General features: G+C 66.1%; 23 protein-coding genes and 1 pseudogene. 1 reads left to right on the forward strand and 23 read right to left on the reverse strand.

The window, feature by feature from the left end; all coding sequences use genetic code 11:
• The 23 genes from G6038_RS25060 to G6038_RS25170 all read right to left on the reverse strand — a co-directional run.
• Positions 1-969, reverse strand: a 969-nt coding sequence (locus G6038_RS25060; protein ID WP_165040782.1) for an NAD(P) transhydrogenase subunit alpha, incomplete at its 3' end; no start/stop codon positions are given.
• A gap of 112 nt (positions 970-1,081) precedes the next feature.
• Complete coding sequence (locus G6038_RS25065; protein ID WP_165040784.1) at positions 1,082-2,185, reverse strand: acyl-CoA dehydrogenase family protein; 1,104 nt, start codon at positions 2,183-2,185, stop codon at positions 1,082-1,084.
• The gene (locus G6038_RS25070) at positions 2,182-3,699 is read right to left on the reverse strand and encodes a class I adenylate-forming enzyme family protein (protein ID WP_165040786.1); all 1,518 of its coding nucleotides are present in this window, start codon (positions 3,697-3,699) and stop codon (positions 2,182-2,184) included. Before G6038_RS25070 ends, G6038_RS25065 begins: the two co-directional genes overlap by 4 nt.
• 10 nt (positions 3,700-3,709) lie before the next feature.
• Positions 3,710-4,009, reverse strand: a complete 300-nt coding sequence (locus G6038_RS25075) for a hypothetical protein (protein ID WP_165040788.1) — start codon at positions 4,007-4,009, stop codon at positions 3,710-3,712.
• Positions 4,010-4,046: 37 nt separating this feature from the next.
• The gene (locus G6038_RS25080; RefSeq protein ID WP_165040790.1) at positions 4,047-5,348 is read right to left on the reverse strand and encodes an acyl-CoA dehydrogenase family protein; all 1,302 of its coding nucleotides are present in this window, start codon (positions 5,346-5,348) and stop codon (positions 4,047-4,049) included.
• Positions 5,349-5,367: 19 nt separating this feature from the next.
• On the reverse strand, positions 5,368-6,519 hold the full coding sequence (locus G6038_RS25085; protein ID WP_165040792.1) for a thiolase family protein: 1,152 nt from the start codon (positions 6,517-6,519) through the stop codon (positions 5,368-5,370).
• Entirely contained in the window at positions 6,516-6,965 is a 450-nt protein-coding gene (locus G6038_RS25090) for an OB-fold domain-containing protein (protein WP_165040793.1), read from the reverse strand. The genes G6038_RS25085 and G6038_RS25090 overlap by 4 nt, the downstream gene beginning before the upstream one ends.
• A 195-nt stretch (positions 6,966-7,160) precedes the next feature.
• Positions 7,161-8,411 (reverse strand): acyl-CoA dehydrogenase family protein, encoded by a 1,251-nt coding sequence (locus G6038_RS25095; RefSeq protein ID WP_165040795.1) that lies wholly within the window; start codon positions 8,409-8,411, stop codon positions 7,161-7,163.
• A gap of 258 nt (positions 8,412-8,669) precedes the next feature.
• The gene (locus G6038_RS25100) at positions 8,670-9,764 is read right to left on the reverse strand and encodes a phosphotransferase family protein (protein ID WP_165040797.1); all 1,095 of its coding nucleotides are present in this window, start codon (positions 9,762-9,764) and stop codon (positions 8,670-8,672) included.
• Positions 9,761-10,183, reverse strand: coding sequence for an OB-fold domain-containing protein (locus G6038_RS25105; RefSeq protein WP_165040799.1), 423 nt, complete (start codon positions 10,181-10,183; stop codon positions 9,761-9,763). Before G6038_RS25105 ends, G6038_RS25100 begins: the two co-directional genes overlap by 4 nt.
• On the reverse strand, positions 10,180-11,361 hold the full coding sequence (locus G6038_RS25110) for a lipid-transfer protein (RefSeq protein WP_165040801.1): 1,182 nt from the start codon (positions 11,359-11,361) through the stop codon (positions 10,180-10,182). Before G6038_RS25110 ends, G6038_RS25105 begins: the two co-directional genes overlap by 4 nt.
• Positions 11,354-12,526 carry a CoA transferase gene (locus G6038_RS25115; protein ID WP_165040803.1) on the reverse strand — a complete coding sequence of 391 codons (1,173 nt, stop codon included), beginning with the start codon at positions 12,524-12,526 and terminating at the stop codon, positions 11,354-11,356. The genes G6038_RS25110 and G6038_RS25115 overlap by 8 nt, the downstream gene beginning before the upstream one ends.
• Positions 12,526-13,836 carry a CoA transferase gene (locus G6038_RS25120; RefSeq protein WP_165040805.1) on the reverse strand — a complete coding sequence of 437 codons (1,311 nt, stop codon included), beginning with the start codon at positions 13,834-13,836 and terminating at the stop codon, positions 12,526-12,528. The genes G6038_RS25115 and G6038_RS25120 overlap by 1 nt, the downstream gene beginning before the upstream one ends.
• 203 nt (positions 13,837-14,039) lie before the next feature.
• Entirely contained in the window at positions 14,040-14,804 is a 765-nt protein-coding gene (locus G6038_RS25125) for a glucose 1-dehydrogenase (protein ID WP_165040807.1), read from the reverse strand.
• Between the two features lie 38 nt (positions 14,805-14,842).
• The gene (locus G6038_RS25130) at positions 14,843-15,631 is read right to left on the reverse strand and encodes an SDR family oxidoreductase (protein WP_165040809.1); all 789 of its coding nucleotides are present in this window, start codon (positions 15,629-15,631) and stop codon (positions 14,843-14,845) included.
• Positions 15,632-15,671: 40 nt separating this feature from the next.
• Positions 15,672-16,613, reverse strand: a complete 942-nt coding sequence (locus G6038_RS25135; protein WP_165040811.1) for a PDR/VanB family oxidoreductase — start codon at positions 16,611-16,613, stop codon at positions 15,672-15,674.
• A 75-nt stretch (positions 16,614-16,688) separates the two neighbouring features.
• Complete coding sequence (locus tag G6038_RS25140; protein ID WP_165040813.1) at positions 16,689-17,075, reverse strand: ester cyclase; 387 nt, start codon at positions 17,073-17,075, stop codon at positions 16,689-16,691.
• Positions 17,076-17,101: 26 nt separating this feature from the next.
• A complete protein-coding gene (locus G6038_RS25145; RefSeq protein ID WP_165040815.1) occupies positions 17,102-18,328 on the reverse strand; it encodes a cytochrome P450 in 1,227 nt (408 codons plus the stop codon).
• A 16-nt stretch (positions 18,329-18,344) separates the two neighbouring features.
• Positions 18,345-18,533, reverse strand: coding sequence for a ferredoxin (locus G6038_RS25150; protein ID WP_165040817.1), 189 nt, complete (start codon positions 18,531-18,533; stop codon positions 18,345-18,347).
• Between the two features lie 9 nt (positions 18,534-18,542).
• A complete protein-coding gene (locus G6038_RS25155; protein ID WP_165040819.1) occupies positions 18,543-19,376 on the reverse strand; it encodes a mycofactocin-coupled SDR family oxidoreductase in 834 nt (277 codons plus the stop codon).
• Positions 19,377-19,716: 340 nt separating this feature from the next.
• Positions 19,717-20,505 (reverse strand): GntR family transcriptional regulator, encoded by a 789-nt coding sequence (locus G6038_RS25160; protein WP_165040821.1) that lies wholly within the window; start codon positions 20,503-20,505, stop codon positions 19,717-19,719.
• A 145-nt stretch (positions 20,506-20,650) separates the two neighbouring features.
• The gene (locus G6038_RS25165; RefSeq protein ID WP_165040823.1) at positions 20,651-21,532 is read right to left on the reverse strand and encodes a TIGR03619 family F420-dependent LLM class oxidoreductase; all 882 of its coding nucleotides are present in this window, start codon (positions 21,530-21,532) and stop codon (positions 20,651-20,653) included.
• Positions 21,533-22,415: 883 nt separating this feature from the next.
• Positions 22,416-23,621, reverse strand: coding sequence for a cytochrome P450 (locus G6038_RS25170; RefSeq protein ID WP_165040825.1), 1,206 nt, complete (start codon positions 23,619-23,621; stop codon positions 22,416-22,418).
• 301 nt (positions 23,622-23,922) lie between these two features.
• Between G6038_RS25170 and G6038_RS25175 the strand changes: the two are divergent.
• A pseudogene (locus tag G6038_RS25175) lies at positions 23,923-24,817 on the forward strand (IS3 family transposase); the annotation flags it as partial.

Here is a 24,817-nt window from a genome sequence, read left to right on the forward strand (position 1 = left end):
CAGGTTCAGCGGCGAGCAGATGGTCACGCCGTGCTTGACCACCGTGCGTCCGGGTTCGGTCAGCTCGCAGTTGCCGCCGGTCTCGCCGGCCAGGTCCACCACCACCGAGCCGGGCTTCATGCCCTCCACGGCGGCGGCGGTGACCAGCCGCGGCGCGGGCCGGCCCGGCACCAGCGCGGTGGTGATCACCACGTCGAAGCCCTTGATGGCCTCCTCGAGCGCCGCCTGCTGCTGCGCGCGCTCGTCCTCGGTGAGTTCGCGGGCGTAGCCGCCCTCACCGGCGGCGGCGATGCCGAGATCGAGCCACTGCGCGCCGACCGAGCGGACCTGGTCGGCCACCTCCGGACGCACGTCGTAGCCGGTGGTGCGCCCACCCAGGCGCTTGGCCGTGGCCAGCGCCTGCAGCCCGGCCACCCCGACGCCGAGCACCAGCACCGTGGCCGGCTTGACCGTGCCCGCGGCGGTGGTGAGCATCGGGAAGAACCGCGTCGACTCCGTCGCGGCGACCAGCACCGACTTGTACCCGGCGACGTTCGCCTGCGACGACAGCGCGTCCATCACCTGCGCCCGGGAGATCCGCGGGATCGACTCGACGGCGAACGCCTGCACCCCGGCGGCGGCGAGCGCCGGGATCTGGTTCTCGGCGTTGCGCGGGGCGAGGAACCCGATCAGCGTCTGCCCGGACCGCATCCGGGCGACCTCGGCATCCGACGGTGGCGCCACCTTGAGCACCACGTCCGCCGACCACGCATCCCCGATCCGCGCCCCGGCCTCGGCGTAGGCCTCGTCCGGGATCAGCGCACCGAGCCCGGCCCCGGACTCGACGACCACGTCGAGTCCCTTCTTGATCAACGACGGCACGATCATCGGCACCAGCGCGACCCGCCGCTCGCCGTCGCCTGTTTCCCGAACGACGCCGACGGTGGGTCGCGCTGGTGACGGAGACCGGGGATCAATTGGTGTGTTCATAGTTTCGACTTTCGTGTGGAAGGCAGAGCGCGTGCCGGATACTGCGGCGACCACGTCCATCGGAGCGGTCGCGGAGGCCGGTCAGCGGTGAGGCCTGTCGGTGCTGCCGTCGTCAGATACCTGCCGCCGCCAGCACGTTCTCCCGATGACGTTGGATGTCTCCGAACAGTGCTGCGTCACTCGTAGCGCGGCGGAAGTACAGGTGCGCCGGGTGTTCCCAGGTGAATCCGATGCCCCCGTGCAGCTGGATGTTCTCGCGAGCGCAGTCCTGGAAGGCACGCGTACACACGACCGCGGCCATCGGCGCCGCCACCGCCACCTGATCGGGCCCTTCGTGCAGCGCCCACACGGCATGAACGACGGCCGAGCGAGCATCATCGACTGCGATGGCCAGATCTGAGCACCGATGCTTGATCGCCTGGAACGAGCCGATCTCGCGGCCGAACTGCACGCGGACCTTCACGTAGTCCACCGCCATGCGCAGGGTTTCCTCCGCGCCGCCCAGTTGTTCGCACGCCACTGCGACCGTCAGAAGGTGGCGCAGAGCGGTCAGAACCGTGTCCGCGATGCCAGGCTCCCCGACGGGGCGGGCAGTTACCCCATCGAAATCCAAACGGGCGAACGACCGGGTGAGATCCATGGAGTCCTGGACCGTGCGCCGGAGGCGGGGATCGTCGGTGTCGACGACGAACAGCCGCGTGCCGTCGGTGGTGCGGGATCGAACGAACACCCATCCGGCGGTGGCGCCGTCCAGGACGAACGAGGTGTGTCCCGTGATCGTCCAGGCGCCGTCGGCGTTCTTCACAGCTTCGACGTCTTCGGGCACGGTACCGTCGTTACGGAAGGCACCGAGTGCAACCGTGGCCGTCCGTGAGCCGTCGAGCAACGCCGGGAGCATCTCCGCTCGCGTCGTTTCGTCACCGGCTTGCGCGAGCAGCCCCTGCGCGAGGACGACCGAACTGAGGATCGGCAGGGGCGAGAGCACCCTTCCCGCTTCCTCGAGCACGATTGCCAGGCCCGCGATGCCGATGCCCGCGCCGCCCAGCTCTTCGGGTTCCGCGACGCCGGCGAGCCCCAACTCCTTGCATGCGCGTGCCCAGCGTGCCGGATCCCACCTGGGCTGACCCTCGGGCGCGGCGGTGACTTCGCCTTCGTCGAGGTAATCCCGGACCACCTCGCGGAGCGCAGCGAGATCCTCGTCTTCTCGAACAATCATCGCAGTGCTCCTCTCAGCTGGGCGCGCGCGTTCAGCTCGTCCCGCAGCGCCCGCCGCAGCAGCTTCCCGGTCTCGTTGAACGGCAACTCCGTCCATTCATGGACGTGCGCCGGCACCCGCGTCGAACGCAACCGTGCGCGGACCCACTCCTGCAGTTCCGTTTCCGACACGCGCGCCCCTGGCGCGGCGACCACGACAGCCTCGACCCGCTCGCCCCACTCGCGGTCGGCGACACCGACGACCGCGGCCTCGGCGACCGCCGGATGTTCGACGAGGACGTCCTCGATTTCACCGGGTGAGATGTTCTCGCCGCCGCGCACGATCACGTCGTCGGCACGACCGTCGAGGAACAGGTAGCCCTCGGCGTCGAGTCGTCCGCGATCCCGCGTCGGATACCATCCGTCGGCGTCGAGGGCGCTGTGGGAGGTGTATTCGCCGGCGACCTGCTCGCCGCGGACGAACACCTCTCCGTATTCCCCGACGGGGACCGGCGCGCCGGTGTAATCCCGAATCTCGACCTCCACCGAGGGCAGCGGGCGGCCGACCGAGCCGAGTCGCGCCCGGACGACAGGATCGACGCTGGCGAGGGCGGCGCGATGATCTTCCGGGCCGAGCACGGCGATCGTCGAACTCGTCTCGGTGAGTCCGTAGGCGTTGACGAAGTCGACATCGGGAAGCAGTTCCATGGCCCGCTCGACGGTCTGCTGCGGCATCCGGCCCCCGCCATAGGACAGTGCCCGCAGCGCCGGCAGTCGGGTGCCGGTCGTCTCCAGAACGTCGAGGATCCGTCCAAGCATGGTCGGAACCACCATGGCCTGGGTAATACTTTCTGCGGCAGCGAGTTCCACCCATGCCTCGGGTGAGAACGACGGGAGCTGCACCATGCGGCGCCCCGCATAGACCGAGCTGAGGATCGAGCTGATGCCGGCGATGTGGTAGTTGGGCACCGACACCAGGATGGCTTCGTCCTCGTCGGCGTTGAGGAACTCGACGGTGCCGACGATGTAGTTGGTCAGGTGCCGGTGCCGCAGCACTGCGGCCTTCGGTGTGCCGGTGGTACCGCTGGTGAACAGCAGGACCGCGGGGTCACCCGGATCCACGAAGGGCAGGACCGGATCGGCGACGGACGACGACGCCGCGCGAATGACGTCGTCGGTGCGACGGATCAGCACGTCGTCACGCGCGGTGAGTCGACCGGCCGCGTCCGCTCCCACCACGACCGTCGCGGGGGCGAGCCGGCCGACCGCCTCGTCGAGCTGAGCGTCGGTGAGCCGATAGTTCAGCGGTGCGATCGGAAGCCCGGCGGCGGCCGCCCCGAAGAGCAGAACCGGAACGGCGGGGGTGTTGAGGTCCAGCAGCGCGACATGCTCGTGCTCCGATGCGATCAACTGCGCAGCCAGAGTGCGCGCCCGGTCGAGCAACTGGCGGTAGGTCAGCCCCCCGTCGCGAGATCCGACGGCGATCCGATCGGGTGCGGTGTCCGCCGCCATCTCGAGGAGCATGGTGAGATTCATCGGTTTCTCCTCAGTCCGACGACGGCAGCGGCTTCGCGGACTTGAGCGTGAGCGGACGGCCACCGACGGTGAGCGTTCCCACGCCGGCCTTGACGCACAGGACCTCGAGTCCGGTGTCCTGGTCCTCGTATCGCTTTCCGACCTGCGTGCCGTCGGACAGCCCGGCAGCGGGCTGACCGACGCCTTCGGCAGGAGCTGCGGCATCGATCATCGGCTGTCCACCGCATTCGACGACCACTTCGCCCGCCGGACGTACGACGACAACGGACGTATCGCAGACGGTACTGCGGAGTTTGGTTCCCGGCTTCATGTCATTTCCTTCTCGGTGCTGGAGCAATGGTCGACGGTCAGTTCGGGGCGAGTTCTTCGTCCACGAACAGCTCCCGGAACTTCGCCAGCGCCTGCTCCCGTCGAGCGGGGAGGTGGCCGGTCGGGAACAGCCCGGGCGCGGGTTCCACGCCGCGCAACAACTGCTTGGCGACCTGGATCTTGTGGAGTTCGGTGGCGCCATCCGCGAGAGCCATGTGGAAGCTCTCCATCACCCAGCTGCCGAACGGCATTTCCGTGGAGATGCCGAGGGATCCGTGGATCTGGATGGCACGACCGGCGACGTCGAGCAGCACCTTCGGCATCGCGGCCTTGACGGCGGAAATGTCGATGACGACCTTGCGGTAGTCGTTGTACTTGTCGATCTTCCATGCCGTCTGCAGAACCAGCAGCCGGAACTGCTGGAGTTGGATCCACGAGTCGGCGATCATTTCCTGAACGAGCTGGTGATCGGCCAGGGTGCCGCCGCGGCTCTGCCGCGACACGGCACGCTCACACATCATGTCGAGCGACTGCTGAACGAGCCCGACGGTGCGCATCGCATGGTGGATCCGGCCGCCGCCGAGTCGGGTCTGCGCCACGGCGAAGCCTTGGCCCCGTTCCCCGAGCAGGTGGTCCTTCGGGATCCGCACATCGGTGTAACGGATGTAGGCGTGCGTACCGCCGAGGCTCTCGTGCCCGGACACACCGACGTTGCGGATGATCTCGATTCCCGGTGTATCCGAGGGAACGACGAACATCGACGCGCGATGGTGCCGGTCCGCGTCGGGATCGGTGACCGCCATGACGATCAGGAACGACGCGAAGTTGGCATGCGAGGAGAACCACTTCTCCCCATTGATCACCCACTCGTCACCCATCAGCTCGGCGCGGGTGGTGAACGCGGTCGGGTCCGAGCCCCCTTGCGGCTCGGTCATCGAATAGGCGGAGACGATGTCGTTTTCGAGCAGCGGTTCGAGGTAGCGCTTCTTGAGTTCGTCGTTGCCATAGTGCGCCAATATCTCGGCGTTTCCCGAGTCCGGCGCGTGGCAACCGAAGACGACCGGACCGCTGTGCGTGCGACCGAGCTTCTCGTTGAGCAGCGCGAGCTTGAGCTGGCCGTATCCGGGGCCGCCGAGGTCGGGGCCGAGGTGGCAGGCCCACAGCTTGCGCTCACGCACCTGCTGCTGCAGCGGTTTGATCAGGGAGTTGCGGACGGGGTCGTTGACGTTCCATGCATGGTCGACGACGCGGTCGACCGGCTCGATTTCCTCGGTGACGAATTCCTCGACCCATTCGAGGTCTTTACGGTACTCGTCGTCGGGTTCGAATCCCCAGCTCATAGCCATTTCTTCTCCAAACTCAGCGGGTGAGCACCGTGCAGGCACTGATGCCCGGGGCGCCGTAGACGTGGGTGAACGCGGTGCGGGGCGAGTTCGGAACCTGTCGGTCGCCGGCGTCGCCACGCAACTGCAGGACGTTCTCGTAGACCTGGCGCAGCCCGGTCGCGCCGATTGGTTCACCGTTCGCGAGCACACCGCCGTCGGTGTTGATCGGCAACCGTCCGTCGATCTCGGTGGCACCGGTCTTGAGCAGGGTGCCCTGTTCGCCGTGCTCGCACAGCCCGGTCTCGGCCATGTGCATGATCTCGGCCCCGGACTCGGTGTCCTGGATCTGCGCCAGATCGATCTCGCTCGGTTCGATGCCGGCGGCTTCGAAGGCGGCCGCGGCCGCTTCGACCGTGGGACCGTCCGCTGCGTCCGGCGAGGTCCAGGGGCTGTACACCTCGAACGAACCGAACCGACGCGACCGGAACTCGCAGGAGCGCAGGTAGATCGGCGTCGAGGTGTACTGCTTCGCGCGATCCGCACGGGCCAGGACCAGCGCCACCGCTCCCTCTCCCGGTGAACAGAACATGTACTGCGTGAGCGGGTAGCTGATCATCGGGGCGGCGGCGATCTCCTCGACCGACAGCGGCTTGCGGCGCCACGCGTTCGGATTGCGTGAACCGTTGCGGAACGCCTTCGCGGCCACCTCGGCGAGCGTGGCGTGTTCGATGCCGTGCACACCCATGTAGCGCTGGATCTTCATGGCGAAGAACTGCGTCGTGACCATCATGCCGGTCTCGCCGTACCACGCACCGAGCCCCAGGTTCTCCGGGTCCTCGTTGAACGCTCCGGGGGGATGCTTGTCGAAGCCGACCACCATGCCGACGTCGTACGCACCGGAGAGGATCGCGTGACGGGCGGACGTGAGCGCGGAGCCGCCCGTCCCACAGCCGTTCGAGACGTTGATGAACGGAAGACCGGTCATGCCGAGCTCGGACACCAGCGTGTCCGCATCACCGGCGGAATAGCTTCCACCGTAGGCGAACTGCATGTCCTTCCACTCCACACCGGCATCGGCGAGAGCCTGCCGAACGGCGTAGGCGCCCTGTGCCCGCCCGCTCACACCGGGAGTGCGCCCGAACGGATGGATGCCGATACCGACGATAGCGACGTCGTTCGAAGTCATCGGAGATTCCCTCCTTCCGTTCCGAGAGGGGCGAAGGCGAAGGTGAGCACCGTGGTACCGTCCGAGTCGGTGAACGCTGGGATCAGGCGAAGTCCGTAGCGGTCCCCGTTCTGCAGACGATCCGGGTCGCTCTCGGTCAAGATGGATTCGACCAGGACGTCTCCGAGGTCGACATATCCGACCCCGTACGGGGTGAACGGTCCTCCGTCGGAGCGGTACGGCGACTTCGGTTCGAACCCCTGCACGGTGAACGCCCACAGTGTTCCTTCGCGCGGTAGTGCGTGTGGCTGAGTATTAGTGAGGCTGCAGCGGGGGCACGCATCATGGAAGGGGAAGGTCACCGTCGCGCAGTCCGCGCAGCGACTCCCGCACAGCGCCGGTCCGTCGCCGGAGCCGGTGTCGATGTCGGTGGTGAACAGCGTCCGGTCGATCAATCGATACGGCATCACGTCCAGTCCTTTCTCTACGAATACGCGTGCGGCGCAATAACGGATGGGCGGTACGGCCGCGACGGCCGACCCGGCAGCGTCGCTCGGATGTGATGCGGCTCGCATCCCCTTGCTGACACTGTATTCATCATGAGGAAAATGGGCAAGGGTCTCGGATCTCCGATCGGACCCTGCGGACCCCCGGAGGCTCGGTCAGCGGCGGCAGGCTCGCCACGGCGTCGCACGGTCCGTGCGTGGCTCCGCCGGCAGGCCCAGCATGCGCTCGGCGATGATGTTCCGCTGGATCTCGTCGGAGCCGCCCGCAATGCGGTAACCCGGCACGCCGAGCACGTGCTGACTCCACGCGAACGTGCCCCATTCCCCGGAGTCGACGACGAGCCGGGGACCGAGCGCGGCAGCGACGAAGTCGGAAATCCCCAGCATGCGCCGGACCCACTGCATCTTGCGGACCGACCCGACCGCGCCCAGCGGGTGTCCTTGCCTTCGGGCCTGCTCGTCCCGGGCGTGGGCAATTTCCCCGAGCTTGTGCGCGATGACCACGTCGGCAAGCTGTTGCCGCAGCACGGGGTCCCGGTCGGCCCCGGTGAACGCGGCCAGCCCAACCGCCTGCCACCAACTGCCGCCCACCCCGGCCGTCGAGGAGCTGGCCCCCCGCTCGAAACCGAGGGTGGTCAATGCCACCTTCCAACCGGAACCGACCTCACCGAGGCGCAGACTGTCCGGAACCCGCACCTGATCGAGAAAGACTTCGTTGAAGCTGGTTCCACCCGACATCTGGCGCAACGGCCGGATCTCGATCCCGGGTGAATCCATGGGGACGAGGAAGGCGGTCATGCCCTGGTGCTTAGGGACATCCGGATCGGTCCGAGCGATGAGCTCCCCCCACTGCGCGAACTGTGCCCCGGAGGTCCACACCTTCTGCCCGCTGATCACCCAATCGTCGCCGTCTCGCACGGCGCGGGTTCCCAGCGATGCCAGATCCGATCCCGCCCCGGGTTCGGAGAACAGCTGACATGCCAGCTCGCGCCCACTGAGAAACGAGCGGATAAAGCGCTGCCTCTGCTCGTCCGTGCCCAGCAACCGGATGGTCGGCGCGATCAGATGGAGAGTGACCGACAGCAATTCGTGGGCTCCACCGGCGTCGAACGCTCGTTCCTCCGCGGCGAACGCATCCTCGAACTCCGGTGCCAGTGCACGACCACCGAATTCCTCCGGCCACGTCAGGGCGCCGTAGCCGGCCGCGTACTTCGTTCGCTGCCATTCCCGCAGCCGGTCGAGGAGTGCTTGTTCCGCCTCGAACGACAGGTTGTGGAACACGGAGACATTATCCGAGCCGCTACCCCACCTCGGAACACCGTCGTCCGTGCCGGCCCGGGGCAGTCCCGATTCGGTCAGCCAGGCCCGCGCCTGATCACGAAACGTCTCCAAGCTCGGACTGCGCATCCGATCCACCTCCTTCGAGCCCCCGGGCTCTGTTGAATATTCGACACGGTCCTACTCGGGAAACTGGCCGAAACTGTCTCGGTCGATGACACGAAGACCACCGTCGGTCGTTCCCCACTGCTTGGGTCCGCGCCCCTAGGGCATCTACCACATTCCGGGAAGGCACGAAGTGCCTCGCTCGGCGCTGTCCCGGTCCGATCGGTCAAGTGTGGCCACACACCGCATACGCCGCGCATCCGATGCCGTTGCGTCGGCAGATCATGCCCTCAACAGGCCCAGAGCTCGGCGCGCCAGCGGCGCGACAGCAGCACCCCGCTCCCCCATCCGAGGGTCCGTCGACTCGCCCCGTACGAAGCGAGCGTAGAGCTGCTGCAAGATCACCACGGTCTTCCAGCACCCGAAGGCCTCGTACCATCCGACGTCGCTGAGATCCAGGGTGCTGTTCTGCGCGTATCGCTCCACGACAGCGTGCCGCGACGGCAGTTCGAGCGCATCCATGCCCGGTACGGCGGTAAACGCCGCATCCGAGCCGGGGTCGGCCGTGGCATCGGGCCAATAGTTCAACAGCGTTCCCAGATCCACGAGTGTGTCACCGACGGTGGCCATGTCCCAGTCGAAGACCGAGGTGACGCGGGTGGGATCATCCGCGGCAAACTGGCAGTTGTCCACCTTGTAGTCGTTGTGCACGATGCCGCTGCGCTGGCTGATCGGTTTGCGCGCCGACAGCCGATTGGCGACGTCGCGAACCAGTTCGATCGTGTCGTCGTCGCCGACCTCGGCTTCGACCGCCGCCCATCGCTTCTTCCACCCCGCCAGTTGGCGATCGAGGTAGCCCTCGGGACGGCCCAGATCGCCTAGACCCACCGCTGCGGGCTCGACCTCGTGCAGGTCGGCCAACGCATCGATCACTGCGAATCCGATCCGATGCCCCGCGTCAGCGAAAGATTGCATCGAGTCGGGCACGGTGTCCCACACGACGATTCCTTCTCGATACTCGTTGACGAAGAACTCGGCTCCGATCACGGTCGGGTCCGCGCAGTGCAGCAGCGCCCGCGGTGCCCGCGGATACCCGGCGTGCAGCCGCGAGAGCACCTTGTACTCCCGGGCCATGTCGTGCGCCCTCGGCGCCAGGGTTCCGAACGGCGGCCTGCGCACCACGAGGAGCGACTCACCGAACTTCACCCGGTAGGTGAGATTCGCCGAGCCCCGCGGGAACTGCAGCACGGAGAATTCACCGTCCAGCTCCGGAAGGTGCTGCCGCAAATACCGTTCCAGGCTCTGCCAGTCGAGTTCTTCGCCGGCTCGCACGGGCGCCAGCTCCACCTGCGGCTCTGCCGCACTTCCGGAGGTCACTGCGCCTCTCCTACACTCCACCGGGGCAAAATGATCCGATTTCCCTCGGCGTCGCGCCCCAGGTCTTCGAAATCGGCGTGCAGAACCGTGTTCTGGTCCACCTCGGCCCGCCCCGGTAGGTACCCGATCATGCGGACACCGGGACTGTCGTCGATGTCGATGAGAACCACGGTGTACGGCGTGGGAAACGAGGGATGCACCTGATGCTCGACAACGGTCCACGAACGCACCCGGCCGCGAGGTGGGACCTCACGCCACTCCAGCGCATCGGCGTCGCAATGCACACAGTAGGGACGAGGAAGATGGGTGTGACCACCACATCGGGTACAGGTGAGCACGGCGAGTCGACCCTCCGCCGCCGCCGCAAAGAAGCCTCTCGACGCGGGATCGACAACGATCGGAGCCAAGCGGGCGCTCATGCCGCCACCAGAATCAGTGCCGACGTCGACGGCGGCGGAGCCGAGGTCACCAAGGACACCGATGCCCCCGGGACCTGGTTGCTCGAGGTTCCCCGGATCTGGCGGACCCCCTCCACGATGTGGTTCATCCCATGGATGTAGCCCTCCGACATGTGTCCTCCACTGGTGTTGAACGGTATCGATCCGCCGATCTCGAGCTCGCCCGCTGCGGTGAACTCCCCGGCTTCCCCCCGTCGACAGAACCCGTAGTCCTCGACCTGGAGCAGGGCGGTGATCGTGAAGCAGTCGTACAGCTGGGCCGAATCGACCTCCTTCGGACCGAGACCGGCTCGGCGGTAGAGGGTGTCCGCGCAGTACCGCGACGGCATGTCCAGCGGGTTGTCCCGCATCAGCACCGGATACATCTGCCCGGGCTGAGGGCGGGGACCGCTGGCCATGGCGGCGGCCCGGATCACAGCCGGCGTCTGCCGCAGGTCGCGGGCGCGCGCGGTGCTGGTCACCACAACCGCGGCTGCGCCGTCGGTTTCGAGGCAGTAGTCGAACAACCGCAGTGGTGAGGACAACATCCGCGAGTCGAGGTAGTCGTCGAGCGTCATCTTCCGGGCGTACATCTGCGCCCGCGGATTGTTGTTGGCGTGTCGACGAGCCGCGAGTGCGATGTGCCCCAGCTGTTCGGACGTGGTCCCGGTCTTGTACATGTACTCCTGAGCGAGGAGCGCGAAGAACTGGCCCGGGGAGAGCAGGCCGTAGGGGCCGAAGAACTCGGTCATCGACTCGCCTCCCCCGGTGGTCGTCGCCGGTTCCGAGGAGAGCCCGAACCGGTTTCCGGACCGGCCGTTGAGGGAACGGAACACGACGACGGTGCTCGCCTGGCCGCTCATGATGGCGCCGACCGCCTGGGCCACCATGGCCGCGGGGCCCGACCCTCCCGGCCCTGCCTCGCCGTAGTACGTCAGATTGCGGGCGCCGATGGCGTCGGCCAGCGCCGCGCACGAGACCAGATCCATGTCGTTACGGATGACGCCGTCGACGTCGGCGGGGTCGAGGCCCGCGTCGGCCAGGGCCGCCCGAGATGCCGCGGCGGCGAGGGCGGTCACGCTGGTTCCCGAGTTCTTCGAGTAGTCGGATTCGCCGACGCCGACGATGGCGCACACGTCTCGCTGCCACAGGTCAGTCATGGGCGAGCACCTCCTCGGTGTGTTCCCCGAGCATGGGTGGGCGATGGGGGTCGCCGTAGCCGTTCGAGAACCGGTAGGGCGCACCGGGGAAGGTGGTCGTGCTGCCGTCCGCCATGGTCACGTCGACGAAGAAGTTCCGGGCCGCGAGATGCTCGTCGCGCAGCACCTCCTCGGGTGCGCGCAGCGGTCCGATCGGCAGCCCCCACTTCTGGCCGTCCCGGTAGACCGTTTCCGAATCCTGGATCATGAAGAACGCTTCGAGCAGGCCCTGGATGTGCGCGAAGTTCTCCTGCCGATAGGCCAAGGAGTCGAATGCTTCCTCGGCGAGGTCGGCGACGAGTCCGATCTCGTCCATCCAGGAGGTGAGGGCTTTCCACGCGAACTGATCGGCGAGGATGAGGGCGAAGTAGACCCACACACCGTCGGCGCACTGAAACAGCGCGGACTGGGTCGGCGACGGCTGCGCGTGCCGACAGGTTTGCCGTTTGACCACGGCCTTCGGGTAGAACCAGTACGGATTGGCGAGTTCGCCGGTGACCGCGATCGATTCGTGCATCGACACGTCGACCAGTTGGCCGCGTCCTGTCTGCTGTCGCTCGATCAGGGCGAGCACCACCCCGCACAGCGCGAAACTGGCTGCCGTCATGTAGCCCTGATTGCCACCGGGCCGGATCGGCGGAATGGAGTGGTCGTCGTATCCACAGCTGTTGAGAAGCCCCCCGGCGGCCAGCCCGACCAGGTCGGAACTCAGATAGTTCGCCCACGGACCCGTGAGCCCGAACGGGGAGATGGACAGGGCGATCAACTTGCTGTGCTGGGTGCACAGGGCCTCGAGATCGAGACCGGCCGCGGCGAGATCGACAGGTCGGCCGGTGGTCAGCACGATGTCCGCCTCCGCGATGAGCGCGGCACGGGCGGCGCGGCCCTGATCGTCGTCGGCCAGAACCACCGACTGTTTGGACGTGTTGTAGGTCCAGAAGTTCAGGCTGTGGTCGGGGTCCTCCGTCCCGTGGGCCCACGGTCCGATGCGCCGGCTGGTGGCACCGCCGATCGGTTCCACCTTCACCACCGTGGCGCCCTGATCGGCCAGCAACTTGCCGGCGTATTCCCCGGCCGGGTCGTCGGCGATCTCGACGACCCGCAGCCCGCTGAATGCCAGTTCCATCAGATCACACCTTCCGCGGTCAGCTCGGCGATCTCCGCGTGATCCAGGCCCAGGATGTCGCCGAACACGTACTCGTTGTCTTCGCCCAGCAGGGGGGCAGAGCGCCAGTTCTGTTGCACGGTTCTGGTGAATCGCATCGGAGTGCCCTCGAATTTCGCGACGCCGATGACCGGATGGTCGAGCTCGAAGAAGGTGCCGCGATACGCGATCTGCGGGTCCGATTCCGCCAGATCCCGGGAGTTCTGCACCGCTGCCGCGGGCACTCCGGCCTGCTGCAGCAGGTGCATGGTCTCGTGAGCCGGCCGCAGCGCCGTCCACTGCGACAGGTGCGCATCGAGTTCGTCCTGGCGCGCGTACCGGCTACGCGCGTCCGCGAACTGCGAAGCCGTCGCCCAGTCGGGTCGGCCGAGGACCGTGACGAGTCGCTCCCACTGGTCGTCGTCGAAGACCGCGATGGCAACCCAGGTGTCCTCGCCCTGCGCCGGATACACGCCATGCGGTGCCGCGGCCGGGTGGACGAGCCGATTGCCCGTCGGGTACTCGGGACGTCGCGTGACCACGCCGTTGACGGCGACGTCGAGCAGATCCGGGCCGATCAGATTGATCCCGGCTTCGACGGCGGAGACGTCGATCTCCTGGCCCTTGCCGGTGACGGCGCGCTGCATGATCGCCATGAGAACCGCAGCGGAATTGTAGTACGCCGCCTGGTTGTCCATGTACGACAATCCCCACCCGGACGGTTCACGCCCCGGCAGTCCCGAGATGAACGACAGACCGGACACCGCCTGCACGACGGGACCGTAACTCTTGAACTTGTGGTGGGGTCCGCTGTGCCCGTACCCGCTCATTCGGGCGAGGATCACATCGGGAGTGATCTCCTTCAGCGCGTCGTAGGTCAGCCCCCACTTCTCCATGACACCGGGCGCGAAGTTCTCGGTGACCACCGAGCTCGCACCGATGAGTTGCCGGACGAGTTGCTGACCGCGCTCGGTCTTCATGTTGATGGTGACGCCGAGCTTGTTCCGGCTGTAGTTGTTGAACAAACCGCCCTTGTCGGGGTCCGGGTTGGGGTCTTCCTCGCCGTACGAGCGGACCTCGTCCTTGTAGATCGGCAGACGCCGTGGCATGTCGAGGCGATCACGTGATTCGATCTTGATGACTTCGGCCCCGAAGTCGGCGAGCATCCGCGTCGCTACGGCCCCGACCCCCATCCAGCAGAAGTCGGCCACTCGCACCCTCGCCAGTGGACCCACCCGCGGCCCTGGGCGGCGCCCGATCGTCGTCGGCGTGGGATCTTCGATTGCAGTCACCACATGCCTCCTGTTCCAGAATCGTCTCGAGAGATGGGGTCGGGCGCGGCTCCGTGGAGTCCGCCGATGTGTCTCGTGTCACCCGACCCCGAGCGTAAACATCATGAGGAAATAGCACAAGTTGTGACGCGAAAGGACCCCGCACGCAAGCTCCGTGCGGGGTCTCGTTGCGCCGCAGTCTTCTTGAGCCGACGATCCAGCCGTCAGCCTACGGCCATCCGACCGCCGTCGACGGGCAGGATGGTCCCGGTGGTGAAGCTCGAGGCATCGCCGGCGAAGTACAGTGCGGCACCGACGATCTCGCTGGGATTCCCCCCGCGGGGAATCGGCCAGGACGAGGCCAGTTCGTCGAACGCTTGCGTATCCCAGCCCTTGCTGATGTCGGTGAAGAACGCTCCGGCCATGATCGTGTTCACGCGCACTTCCGGACCGTACGTCGCCGCGAGACCCTTTGTCAGCGAGTTGAGCCCGGCCTTGGCCGCGCCGTACGGCACATATTCCGGAGCCGGCCGCTCGGAGGCATTGCTGCTGATGTTGACGATCGTGCCGTGTCCGGCGGATTTCATGCGTTCGGCCACCAGCGCACCGAGCCGGAACGGTCCTTTGAGGTTCACTGCGATGATCTTGTCGAACAGTTCCTGACTGATCTCGCCCAGACTGGGATACAGCGGCGCGATGCCGGCATTGTTGATCAGCACATCGAGGTGACCGAATCGTTCGTACACTGCATCGACGAGGGCCGGCATCGCATCCCAGTCACCGACATGCGCGCCGATACCCATCGTCTCGACCCCGGTTCTCGCTGCGATCTCTGCGGCGAGGTCGATGCAGGGCTGCTCCTTCCTGCTGGCGACGACGATGTCGGCGCCCTCTTCCGCGAACGCCCACGCCATCTCGGCGCCCAGGCCGCGGCTGCCTCCTGTGATGAGGACGACCCTGCCGCGGAGATTGTTTCGGTCGGTTCCCATGCTTCTCCCTTCGCGGGCACGGAGCCCGCATCGGCAATTCAGTAGAGCGACTCGCCGCCGTCGACGATGTGGTTGACGCCGGTGACGAAGCCCGCGGCCGGACTGCTCAGGTAGACCGCGGCCGCACCCATGTCCTCGACAGTGCCGGCCCGGCCCATCGGGACGGTCGCCGCCATCTTGGCGAACGTCCCGGGGTTGCGTTCGAGCGCCATCGGGGTTGCGGTGATGCCCGGTGAGAGCGCGTTGACTCGGACACCGAATTCGGCGAGTTCGTATGCGGCGACACGAACGAACTGGTTGAGCCCGGCTTTCGTCGTGGCGTAGTGAATCGTGCCGGGCCGGGTTCCCAGCGCGCGAATGGATGATACGACGAGGATGACGGCATTCTGTTGCTTGTCCGCGCGCGCCGCCATCCGGGTGGCGGCCTGGTGACAGCATCGGAAGGTGCCGCTGAGATTCAGGTCGAGCGTGGACTGCCAGATTTCCTCGGTCATCTCCAGGAACGGAACCATGGACCCGCTTCCCGCGTTGGCGACGAGGATGTTGAGATCCCCGAACTCCGCGTCCACCCGGTCGAACATCGCGGCAACCGACTCCGGTTGTCGGATGTCGACCTCGACGATGTCGATGCGCTGGCCCGGACGGGCCACGTTCTGCAGTTCCTTCTGTGCCGTTTCGAGCTGGGTCCGGCGGCGGGCGGCGATCATCACGTCCGCTCCGGCGCGGACCAGGGCCTCGGCGATCCCGAGGCCGATGCCCTCGCTGGCCCCGGTGACCAGTGCCCGCTGTCCGTCGAGCGCCGCTGTAGGGTTGTGTTCGTTGCTCATGCAGTCTTCCTGTTGTCATGGCGCACGGCGCCGGATGTGGTCAGACGTCGAGTACCAGACGGGCCGACTTGGCGCGTGACACGCAGGGCATCATGGTGGCACAGGAGGCCTGCTCCTCCTGGGTCAGCACCGAATCGCGATGGTCGGGAATGCCTTCCAGTACGGGCGTTTCACATGTTCCGCAGGTGCCCTCGCTGCACGAGGAGATGATGTCGACGCCGCACTCCTCCGCCACCTCGAGGATCGACCGCCCCACCGGCACCGTCACCGTGAGGCCACTCTGGGCGAATTCGACGTCGAACCCGTGGTCGGGTTCTGTGGGTTCGACGATCTTCGGGACGAAGCGCTCGACACGCAACTGTCGCGGGGGTGTCGCCTCGGCGCAGCGCGTTTCCAGGGTGGCCAGCAGACTCTCCGGGCCGCACGAGTACACCACGGTGTCGATCGCCGTCTCGGACACGAGCGTGCCGAGATCCGGGATTCCGAACTCGTCGTCGGGCCGGATACGCACCCGATCTCCGAACTTGGCGAGTTCGTCCAGATAGGCCATGCTCGTGCGGGACCGGCCGCAGTAGAACAACTCCCACGGAGTCCCGGCCGCCTCGAGCTGCCTGATCATCGGCAGGATGGGGGTGATTCCGATCCCGCCGGCAACGAACAGCACTCGTGGCGCCTGTGCGTCGAGCCGGAAGTGATTACGTGGTAGCGAGACGCGCACCGGTGACCCGTCGGGCAGGCACTCGTGCGCGTAGCGGGATCCGCCGCGGCCGGCCTGTTCGCGAAGGATGGACACGATCCATCGGTCGTCTCGAGTCTCGAGGCCGGTCAGGGAGTATTGCCTGAGCAGCTCGCCGAGTTCGAGGTCGATGTGTGCGCCGGCGTCCCACGGGGGCAGGGCGCAGCCGTCCGGGTGCGCCAAGGTCAGCTCGACGATGCCGTCGGCAACCGAGCGGCGCTGGAGGACGCGTAGTTCGAGGTCCATTTTCACTTCCGGTTCGATCGGGCCGAGGGCAGGGTGCCTGGCGCAGCAGGATGCGACGCCAGGCACCTCCGAGAGTTATCCGTAGTCACACCACTCGGTCAGGCGACCGTTGTCGAACGTCATGATCGACAGGACGTTCAGCTTGCAGAACTCGCCCGCCTTGCCGAATCCGGGGACGTCGGCGGCGGCGGTGCCCTGCCAGGTGGTTTCCCGCATGACGGAATTGCCGGTCGTCGCCCACCGAGTGGTCTCCCCGATCGCGCGGTCGGGGAAGACCGCGCTCATCTGTTCCACCGTCTGCAGCATCAGGTCGCGCCCCTTGGCCGCGACGCCGCGGTTCTGGTGCACCACCACGACATTCTCGTCGACGAGCTCGCGCAGTGTGTCGAGGTCGAGACGGTTCCAGGCATCGACCACACCGTGGGCGAGGTCCAGCAGTTCTACGGAATTGGTGTTGTTCATGGTCCTGTCCTTCGGGAAGGCTCGGGTTACGGCTGAACGGTGAGGGTGAACTCGTGGATCCCGCGGGTGGGCATCGAGTGGTACTGCACCGACTGTCCCTCGGCGAGCGCGAAACGCGGCATCTTCTCCACCATGCGCTCGAGAACCCGGGTCATCATCACGCGAGCGAAGTTCGACCCCAGACACCGGTGCGGTCCGATGCTGAAGGCGAGGTGGTTCTTGTCCGTGCGGTGCAGATCCCAGGTATGCGGGTTCGGGAACTTCACAGGATCGCGATTGGCGCCGTTGTACGAGGTCCATACCTTGGCATCGGGTCCGAGTTCGGTCCGGCCGACGGTGACCGGACAGGTCGTCGTACGTTGCAGGACTGTCACATTGGCGAACATACGCAGTCCCTCCTCCACCGCCTCCGGGATCAGCGACGGGTCGGCAACGATCTCGGCGAGGTCGTCCGGATGGGTGGCGAGATGGTGGATCGTCCCACCCAGCACGGTGCCGGTCGATTCCAGACCCGCGATGGACAGCGGAAGAACCACCGCGATGCGCTCGGCGAGAGTAGGTTCGCGGCCGTCGATCTCCTCGACCTGGCACACCATGCTGACGAGGTCGTCCTCGATCGGGTGCGCCATGCGTTCACGAACGAGCGCGTCGATCGCGGTGTAGAGGCTGACGAAGGCGGTCTCTGCCTCCTCGGCCGTTTCACCGACGAAGATGTCGTGAGCCCACTTCATCCAGTCGTCGATGCGGTCACCCTCGAGATTGAGCAGATTGGAGAAGACCGCGCGAAGCTGCAGCGGACGCAGGAAGTCCTCCATGACGCGGAAGCTACCGGCCGCGATGCCCGCGTCGAGGAAAGAGTCGATCTCCTTGGTGATCGCCGGCACGAACCGGCGCATCTTCTCCTCCGTCAACTCCGGGTTGAGGAGTTTGCGCCAGCCGGTCTGGGCGGGCGGATCGAGGTCCTCGGGCAGAAAGCGTCCTTCGTTCTTCGGCGGCTCGGAACGATTATCGTGTCCGAGGATCGCCACGCCACCCTCCGAGGAGAACCGCTTCCAATCCCGCAGGACCTTGAACACGTCCTCGTAGCGGGTCGCGACGTAGCACGGCGTCTCACCCTGGGTATGAACGGACAGTTCGTCGCTGGCCTGCATGCGGTTGATCTCGGGCCAGAAGTTCTCGTTGAACTGCTCGGACCACAGATCGACGGGGCACCCCGACGACGTCGCTGTCGGGGACTGCACTTGCTCGGTCATTGTCAACTCTTCCTTCTCACGACACCGTGATCGCAGCTTCTGGACAGACACCGGTGATCTCGGACTCCTCCGTCGCCTCGGGGAGCGTTCCGTCACCCGTCACCACGGCTTTGCCTTCCTCGTCCGCGTCGAACAGCGCGGGAAACCGCGCGTAGCAGCGGCCGTGCGCTTGGCAGTAGTCGTGATCGATCGAAATCTTCGCCATCGTGTTCTCCTAGGCTCGTGCCAGCTGACCGCCGTCAACGGGGATGGCGACCCCGTGGATGTACCGGGCCTCCTCGGACGCGAGCCAGGCGACCGCATTGCTGACGTCCTCGGGCTCGACCCACGGAATCGGCAGGAGCGTCAGCTCGGCGAACAGCTCAGCGGCGTCGTCGGCGGTCGGGTTCTCGAGATGCGGAAGGAACATCTTCAGCAGGCTCTCGTTGATGGCCATCGGGGTGTTGACCGCACCCGGATTGACGGAGTTGACCCGAATATTGTGCGGACCTACTTCGTTCGCAAGAGAAAGCATCAGGCCCTGGAGTCCGTGCTTCGAGGCGGCATAGTGGGACTGCCCCGGTGCGCCGCGCAGTCCGACAGTCGAACTGACGAAGATCACCGAACCGCCCTCCCCGCGCTCGATCATCGACGGCAGTACCGCACGACATACGTGCCACGCACCGACGAGGTTGGTATCGAGGATGTCCGACCACTGCCGATCGGTGAGGCCGACAACTGCCCCTTGGTTCGAGATGCCTGCATTGGACACAAGGGTGTCGATGCGCCCGAACTCGGTGAGCGCTTCGTCGACGACCTCCTGAATCCTGGCGAGATCGCGTACGTCGGCGGCGCGGGCGATGATCCGCTGCCCCTCCTTCTCGACCAGGCGGACTGTCTCCGCCAGATCGTCCGGGGTTCCCTGCGAGTAGTCGAGATTCTCCTGCTGCCGGCAGAGGTCGATCGCAACGATGTCGGCACCATCCTGGGCCAGCCGTACGGCATGTGTCCGACCTTGGCCGCGCGCGGCTCCGGTGATGAATGCGACCTTGCCGCTCAACCGCTTCATGGGGCCTCCTGGCTCAACTTCCGTGGGTGTCGTCGACCGCGACGGACACAGCGTCCGCGCAGCTTTCATGCGGTAAAAGGCGTCCCGCTATGGAACGGAGACGATGCGGCGATCATCGTGTGATGCCCATCACCGAGCCGCCTGCGACCATATTGCTCATGATGAACTCGGAAGTCAAGGGGCTTCTGCCACATTCTTTATGAGGAATACAGACCGGTGCTCGGGCGGATCGGATGCGTGAGAGCCGGCGACCGGTGTGCAGACACAGCGAAGCCGGCGGGACAGAGTTGTCTCGCCGGCTTCCGTCAGCAGGATCGCATGCCGAGTGAGCGTGCGCTGGCTACAACCACTCGACCGGCGAGTTCAGCGGTACCGCCAAACGGGAGCGACAGTAGTCCACGACCCCACGTAGATGGTTCTCCATGAGCTCGCGAGCCCGCCGGCACCGCCCCGCAACCACCGCCTTCGCGATGTGCTGATGGTCGTCGGTGAGCACGGCGCGCAGCTTCCGTGGATCGTCCAGGACAGCGACATGGTGCGTGACGATCTGGCCGTAGGTTTCGAGACTGAGCGAGAGCACTCGATTACCCGCCAAGGTGGCGACGGCATGATGAAATCCCGCATGTTCCTCGAGATACGGGCCGAGTCCTTCCTCGGAGTGCTCGTGCTGCTGCAGGAACGGTTCCATACGGGTTGCACGCAGCGCACCGTCGGGGTTCCGAGCCGCACGCTCGGCAAGTTCCGTCTCGGCCCAGACCCAGGCATCGAACAGTTCCTCGTACGTGGCACCCGCCATGTTGTAGAACAGCGCCGACACCCTGCCCAGATGGGCCGCATCCACTGATCCGACGATGGGACCGCCGCCCGGTCCCCGGCGAATGGTGATCATTCCCTGGACCTCGAGGAGACGCAGACCCTCTCGGAGGGACTCACGACTGACACCGTACTGCTCAAGCATCGTCGCCTCCGAGGGCAAGCTCGTCCCCGGTGGCAAGCTCTTGCTCTGAATCTCACCGACGATCGTGCGCGCGACGGTCTCTGCGGCCTTCAACGGGCGCAACAGCGACACTTCACCGCGGGAAACCGACCTGCTTCCGTTCACATCGCTTCGAAGCGTATTTCGTGGCAACTCATCCCCCTGACAGGACGGCCGGCGCGGATTCCGGACGTCGTTCGGACACTTTTACTTTCGTTTCCCGTCCCACACTTGCACGACCGGCCCGCGCAACACGTCCCAGAACCGACAGCAGGAATTCACACGGATACGACATCGTCTACCCTGAGGGTGCAGGTTGAAGACCGAGTTTGTCGGCGATCGCAGCAAGCCGGTCACAGCGCTCACGGTGCGTGCGTCCGCGCCACACCATGTCCGCCCAAATCACCAGGTCGCCCATACCGTGGTCGCAGTAGCGCTCGAACTCCGCGACATCGACCTCTGCCAGGCGGACGTAACAGGGAAACTCACCGACCTTCCCCAACCCTTCTCGCAGCCGGTGGACCTCGCGCACCATCTCCAAGGACTCGACGAAGGTGGGCGTCCCTGAGGTGAACCACCCGTCTCCCAGCCGCGACGCCCGGGCCAGCGCGGCCGGACTGTTACCGCCGAGGATGACGGGAATCTCGACAGGCCTGGGGTGCACCTGAACATCCTCGAAGCGGAAATGCTTGCCTTCGTGCCGGAATGCAGTTCCCGACCATGCCTTGCGCAAGACCTCCAGGCACTCCTCGGTCCTCGACATGCGCGTGCGGAAGGGTACCCCGAACGCGTCGAATTCCTCCTCGAGCCATCCGGCCCCTACCCCGAAGAGCACACGTCCCCCACTCATCTCCTGGACGGTGATCGTGGTACGCGCTGTATGGAGGGGATGCCGCAGTGGTGCCAGATACACGGCTGTGCCGAGCTTGATCCGCGTCGTGACTGCCGCGATTGCTGCATGGACAATCCACGGATCGACCAGTTCTGTCTCGATGTCGATGATGGGACCGGAATGATGCTGGCTGGTTCCCGCCGAAGGATGCTCTCCGGCATGAACCAAGGGACGAAGCACGTGTTCTCCGATCCAGAGAGCGTCGAAACCCAACCCATCAGCACACGCTGCGAGCTCAACCAGGTCGTTCCCTGTCATTCCGTACGCGCTCAGCCCTACGGAGGTCACCCTTGCCCCTCCTTCCTGGTGAACAGCAACGCTAGATGTTAGGTATTACACAGTAGCGAGAATTGCTCATGATATAAAGGGCTCTACTGGCTGCCTTGTGGCAAGTCCGACCGGCTGGCCGGATTCGGCCGCTCCGAAACGGAGCATCGTTGAAGCGATGACGGTGTCGGGATGCCGAATCCGAAGAAACGACGCGCTTGAGCGGGCCTCGTCGAACCCCGCAGCTTCAGCAGCTGCAAGACAGCAACGAAGACGAGCGTATATGAACCGATGGACACGGTGACCGGTCATCTGCCAGCCATCACCGCGGGGCCACTTGCAGACGCAGAGGAGTAGACCCGCGTATGCACCCGCAACATCTGCTCGCCCACGCCCAACTGCTCGACGGCGCACGGTAACCCTGGACGTGCTGAGAGACCTCACCGATCAGCACGGCCTGGAAGCACTGTCAAATGCTTGCCCGCTGGCACGGTCAGGTTCGAGATGAGTCCGCTCGGGCCCATGGACGCCTTCGACTTCTGTACCGATAACCGGTCCTTACGTCAACTTGAACGCCCGGTATTGCAACAGATGACCGATTCGTAGTACCGGTGTCCACGAACATCTGTACGTGCCCTGCCCTAAGCTGCGTATCACGCCGCACGGGACGCCACTGCTGGCCGAAGTCGAGATGGACACCGGACCAACGGCTGGACGAGGCACGAGTCATGTCCTGACTCGGAGAAGTCAGTGCCTTCAAAACCGCTGCGCCACATTGTGGGCCGACCGACCCATACCGGAACCGTGACGGCGCGCCGACAGCGGTGAGCGCGTGCCGACCGACGCCGGAACCTGGGGTGCCGGCCGGGCGGACCTGGGGCGGCGGACCGGATCCGGTCCGGGCTCACGCGCGTGCCGGCAGGGAGCCGAGGCCGCTGACGAACGCGGACAACAACAGTTCCGGCGCGCCGACCGCGCGGATCCCGGGGTGGGCGGTGAGCAGTTCGTCGAGCATCACCCGCAACTCGGTGCGGGCGAGATGGGCGCCGAGGCAGTGGTGGATGTCCTTGGCGCCGAACCCGAGATGTTTGCCGGCGTTCGGGCGGGTGATGTCGAACCGGTCCGGGTCCGCGAACACGGTGGAATCGTGGTTGGCGGACAGGTACCACATCACCACCTTCTCCCCCGCCCGGATGCGGGCGCCGCCGAGCTCGGTGTCGACGGTGGCGGTGCGGCGCATGTACGGCACCGGGGAGGCGTACCGGATCACCTCGTCGATCACACCGTCGATGTGGGCGGCGAAATCGGTGCGCAGCAGCCGCAGCTGGTCCGGGTGCGTGCTGAGCAGGTGCAACGCCCACGCCAGCGCTTGCCGGGTCGTGTCGAAACCGGCGGTGATCAACAAGATGACGAACGAGCCGAACTCGGACGGGCTCAGGGACCGCCCGTCGACGACGGTGGTCATCAACGTCGAGGTCAGGTCCTTCCCCGGCTCGGCCTTGCGCCGCTCCCCCAGCTCCAGGGCGTATCCGTAGATCTGGGCCAGCCCCAGCGCACCCCCCGGACCGGTCGCGAAGTCCTCCCCGCCCCCGAAAATCACCTCGCCCGCCAGGTCGACGATTCGCCGCCGATCCGGCTCGGGGATGCCGAGCAACTCGCAGATCACCTGCCCCGGCAACCGGCCGGCGACCCGGTCGACGAAGTCGAACACCTCCCCCCGCGGCAGATCGGCGGCGATCCGGTGGGCGTGTCCACGGATCCGGTCGGTAAGGGAGCGGACCGAGGCCGCGGTGAACGCTGATTGCACGATCGAGCGCAGGCTCCGGTGACGCGGATTGTCCATCGCGATCATCGACATCGCGAACTCGCGGATCTCGGCCGGGACGTTATCGATGGTGAAACCCTGCGCCGAGGAGAACACCTCCGGGTTACGACTCACCGTGACCACGTCGTCGTAGCCGACCACCGACCAGAAACCCGGACCCGCTACTTCGGCGTGGAACTCGATCGTCGGCCGGACACGCAGCGCCTCGAACAACGACAACCGCCCGGCGAAATTCCGGTCCCAGAAGGCACGGGTTCCCGGCGACATCATCTCGGACACCGACATAGCCCCACCCTTTCGGGTTACTGCGATCACAGCTACCGCAGTGACCCTACTGTGCGCCTACCCCTGCAGCCGGGCACCATGCCCAGTATCAGAGCATGCGGGTGACCGCGCCGCAGGCACTGCGTCGTGCACAGAACGACGGCGACGTCGGACCACGGAGCCGGCCGGTCGAATCGAAGCATTCGCCAGTGGATACGGCCGGGCGCCGAAGCCAACACTTGGCGACCACATGTGCTGAGCCTGACCCCTGGGAGTGGACACCCTGACAATGGTTCGTGGAGGAACCAGGAGGGATGTTCACATGGGACGTCAGTCTCAGTACACGGAGGAGTTCCGCCGGGACGCGGTCGCGTTGTATCGCGCAGCCGGCGGCACCCGCACCTACGCGGCGGTGGCCTCGGACCTGGGTATCAGCGGCGAGACCCTGCGGACCTGGGTCCGCAAGGACAACGCCTCGGGTACGGACGCACCGGCCCGTGGCAGCGACAACACGGAGACCGCGGCCGAGGAGTTGGCGCGGCTGCGGGCGGAGAACGCCCGGCTGCGCAGCGCGGAGAAGGAGTGGCAGCTCGAACGGGAGATCCTGCGCCGGGCAGCCGCCTATTTCGCGTCAATGAAGTGAAGACCTGCCGTTGGGACTTCATCTTCACCCACCGCGACGAGTTCGGTGTGCAGCGGCTGTGCCGGGTCCTGAATGCCTCCCGGTCCGGGTACTACCGGCATCTGGCCACCGCCGAGGCGCGCACCGAACGCGCCGCAGCCGAAGCCGCCACCGTCGCACGCATCCGCCGGATCCATACCGAGCATCGCGGTGCCTACCGTGCACCTCGCATCCACGCCGAACTGCGGGAACTCGGGGTGTGCATCAACCGCAAACGGGTCACGCGGTTGATGCGTGGCCACCGCATCGTCGGTCGGCATCTGCGGCGTGGCCGGCGCACCACGATCCCCGATCCGCAGGCGTCGGCGGCGGCTGGATCTGATCGGTCGGGATTTCACCGCCGACACGCTCGACAGCCGTTGGTGCGGCGACATCACCTCATATTCCGGTGGGGTCGTCGTGGTTGTATCTGGCGACGGTGATCGACATCTGCTCGCGTCGGGTGGTGGGGTGGTCGATCGCCGAGCACATGCGTACCGAGTTGGTCACCGACGCGTTGGAGATGGCCGTCCTCACTCGGGGTGGGGACGTGGGC

Origin of the sequence: Rhodococcus sp. 14C212, assembly GCF_011058195.1 — a bacterium.
Classification (GTDB): domain Bacteria; phylum Actinomycetota; class Actinomycetes; order Mycobacteriales; family Mycobacteriaceae; genus Rhodococcus; species Rhodococcus aetherivorans.

What these genes read in the sequence shown, in the direction of transcription:
- G6038_RS25065 (WP_165040784.1), bottom strand. Translation starts at nt 2,185, where the DNA reads ATGATTGTTCGAGAAGACGAGGATCTCGCTGCGCTCCGCGAGGTGGTC.
- G6038_RS25070 (WP_165040786.1), bottom strand. Translation starts at nt 3,699, where the DNA reads ATGAATCTCACCATGCTCCTCGAGATGGCGGCGGACACCGCACCCGAT.
- G6038_RS25075 (WP_165040788.1), bottom strand. Translation starts at nt 4,009, where the DNA reads ATGAAGCCGGGAACCAAACTCCGCAGTACCGTCTGCGATACGTCCGTT.
- G6038_RS25080 (WP_165040790.1), bottom strand. Translation starts at nt 5,348, where the DNA reads ATGAGCTGGGGATTCGAACCCGACGACGAGTACCGTAAAGACCTCGAA.
- G6038_RS25085 (WP_165040792.1), bottom strand. Translation starts at nt 6,519, where the DNA reads ATGACTTCGAACGACGTCGCTATCGTCGGTATCGGCATCCATCCGTTC.
- G6038_RS25090 (WP_165040793.1), bottom strand. Translation starts at nt 6,965, where the DNA reads ATGCCGTATCGATTGATCGACCGGACGCTGTTCACCACCGACATCGAC.
- G6038_RS25095 (WP_165040795.1), bottom strand. Translation starts at nt 8,411, where the DNA reads ATGCGCAGTCCGAGCTTGGAGACGTTTCGTGATCAGGCGCGGGCCTGG.
- G6038_RS25105 (WP_165040799.1), bottom strand. Translation starts at nt 10,183, where the DNA reads ATGAGCGCCCGCTTGGCTCCGATCGTTGTCGATCCCGCGTCGAGAGGC.
- G6038_RS25110 (WP_165040801.1), bottom strand. Translation starts at nt 11,361, where the DNA reads ATGACTGACCTGTGGCAGCGAGACGTGTGCGCCATCGTCGGCGTCGGC.
- G6038_RS25115 (WP_165040803.1), bottom strand. Translation starts at nt 12,526, where the DNA reads ATGGAACTGGCATTCAGCGGGCTGCGGGTCGTCGAGATCGCCGACGAC.
- G6038_RS25125 (WP_165040807.1), bottom strand. Translation starts at nt 14,804, where the DNA reads ATGGGAACCGACCGAAACAATCTCCGCGGCAGGGTCGTCCTCATCACA.
- G6038_RS25130 (WP_165040809.1), bottom strand. Translation starts at nt 15,631, where the DNA reads ATGAGCAACGAACACAACCCTACAGCGGCGCTCGACGGACAGCGGGCA.
- G6038_RS25135 (WP_165040811.1), bottom strand. Translation starts at nt 16,613, where the DNA reads ATGGACCTCGAACTACGCGTCCTCCAGCGCCGCTCGGTTGCCGACGGC.
- G6038_RS25140 (WP_165040813.1), bottom strand. Translation starts at nt 17,075, where the DNA reads ATGAACAACACCAATTCCGTAGAACTGCTGGACCTCGCCCACGGTGTG.
- G6038_RS25145 (WP_165040815.1), bottom strand. Translation starts at nt 18,328, where the DNA reads ATGACCGAGCAAGTGCAGTCCCCGACAGCGACGTCGTCGGGGTGCCCC.
- G6038_RS25150 (WP_165040817.1), bottom strand. Translation starts at nt 18,533, where the DNA reads ATGGCGAAGATTTCGATCGATCACGACTACTGCCAAGCGCACGGCCGC.
- G6038_RS25155 (WP_165040819.1), bottom strand. Translation starts at nt 19,376, where the DNA reads ATGAAGCGGTTGAGCGGCAAGGTCGCATTCATCACCGGAGCCGCGCGC.
- G6038_RS25170 (WP_165040825.1), bottom strand. Translation starts at nt 23,621, where the DNA reads ATGTCGGTGTCCGAGATGATGTCGCCGGGAACCCGTGCCTTCTGGGAC.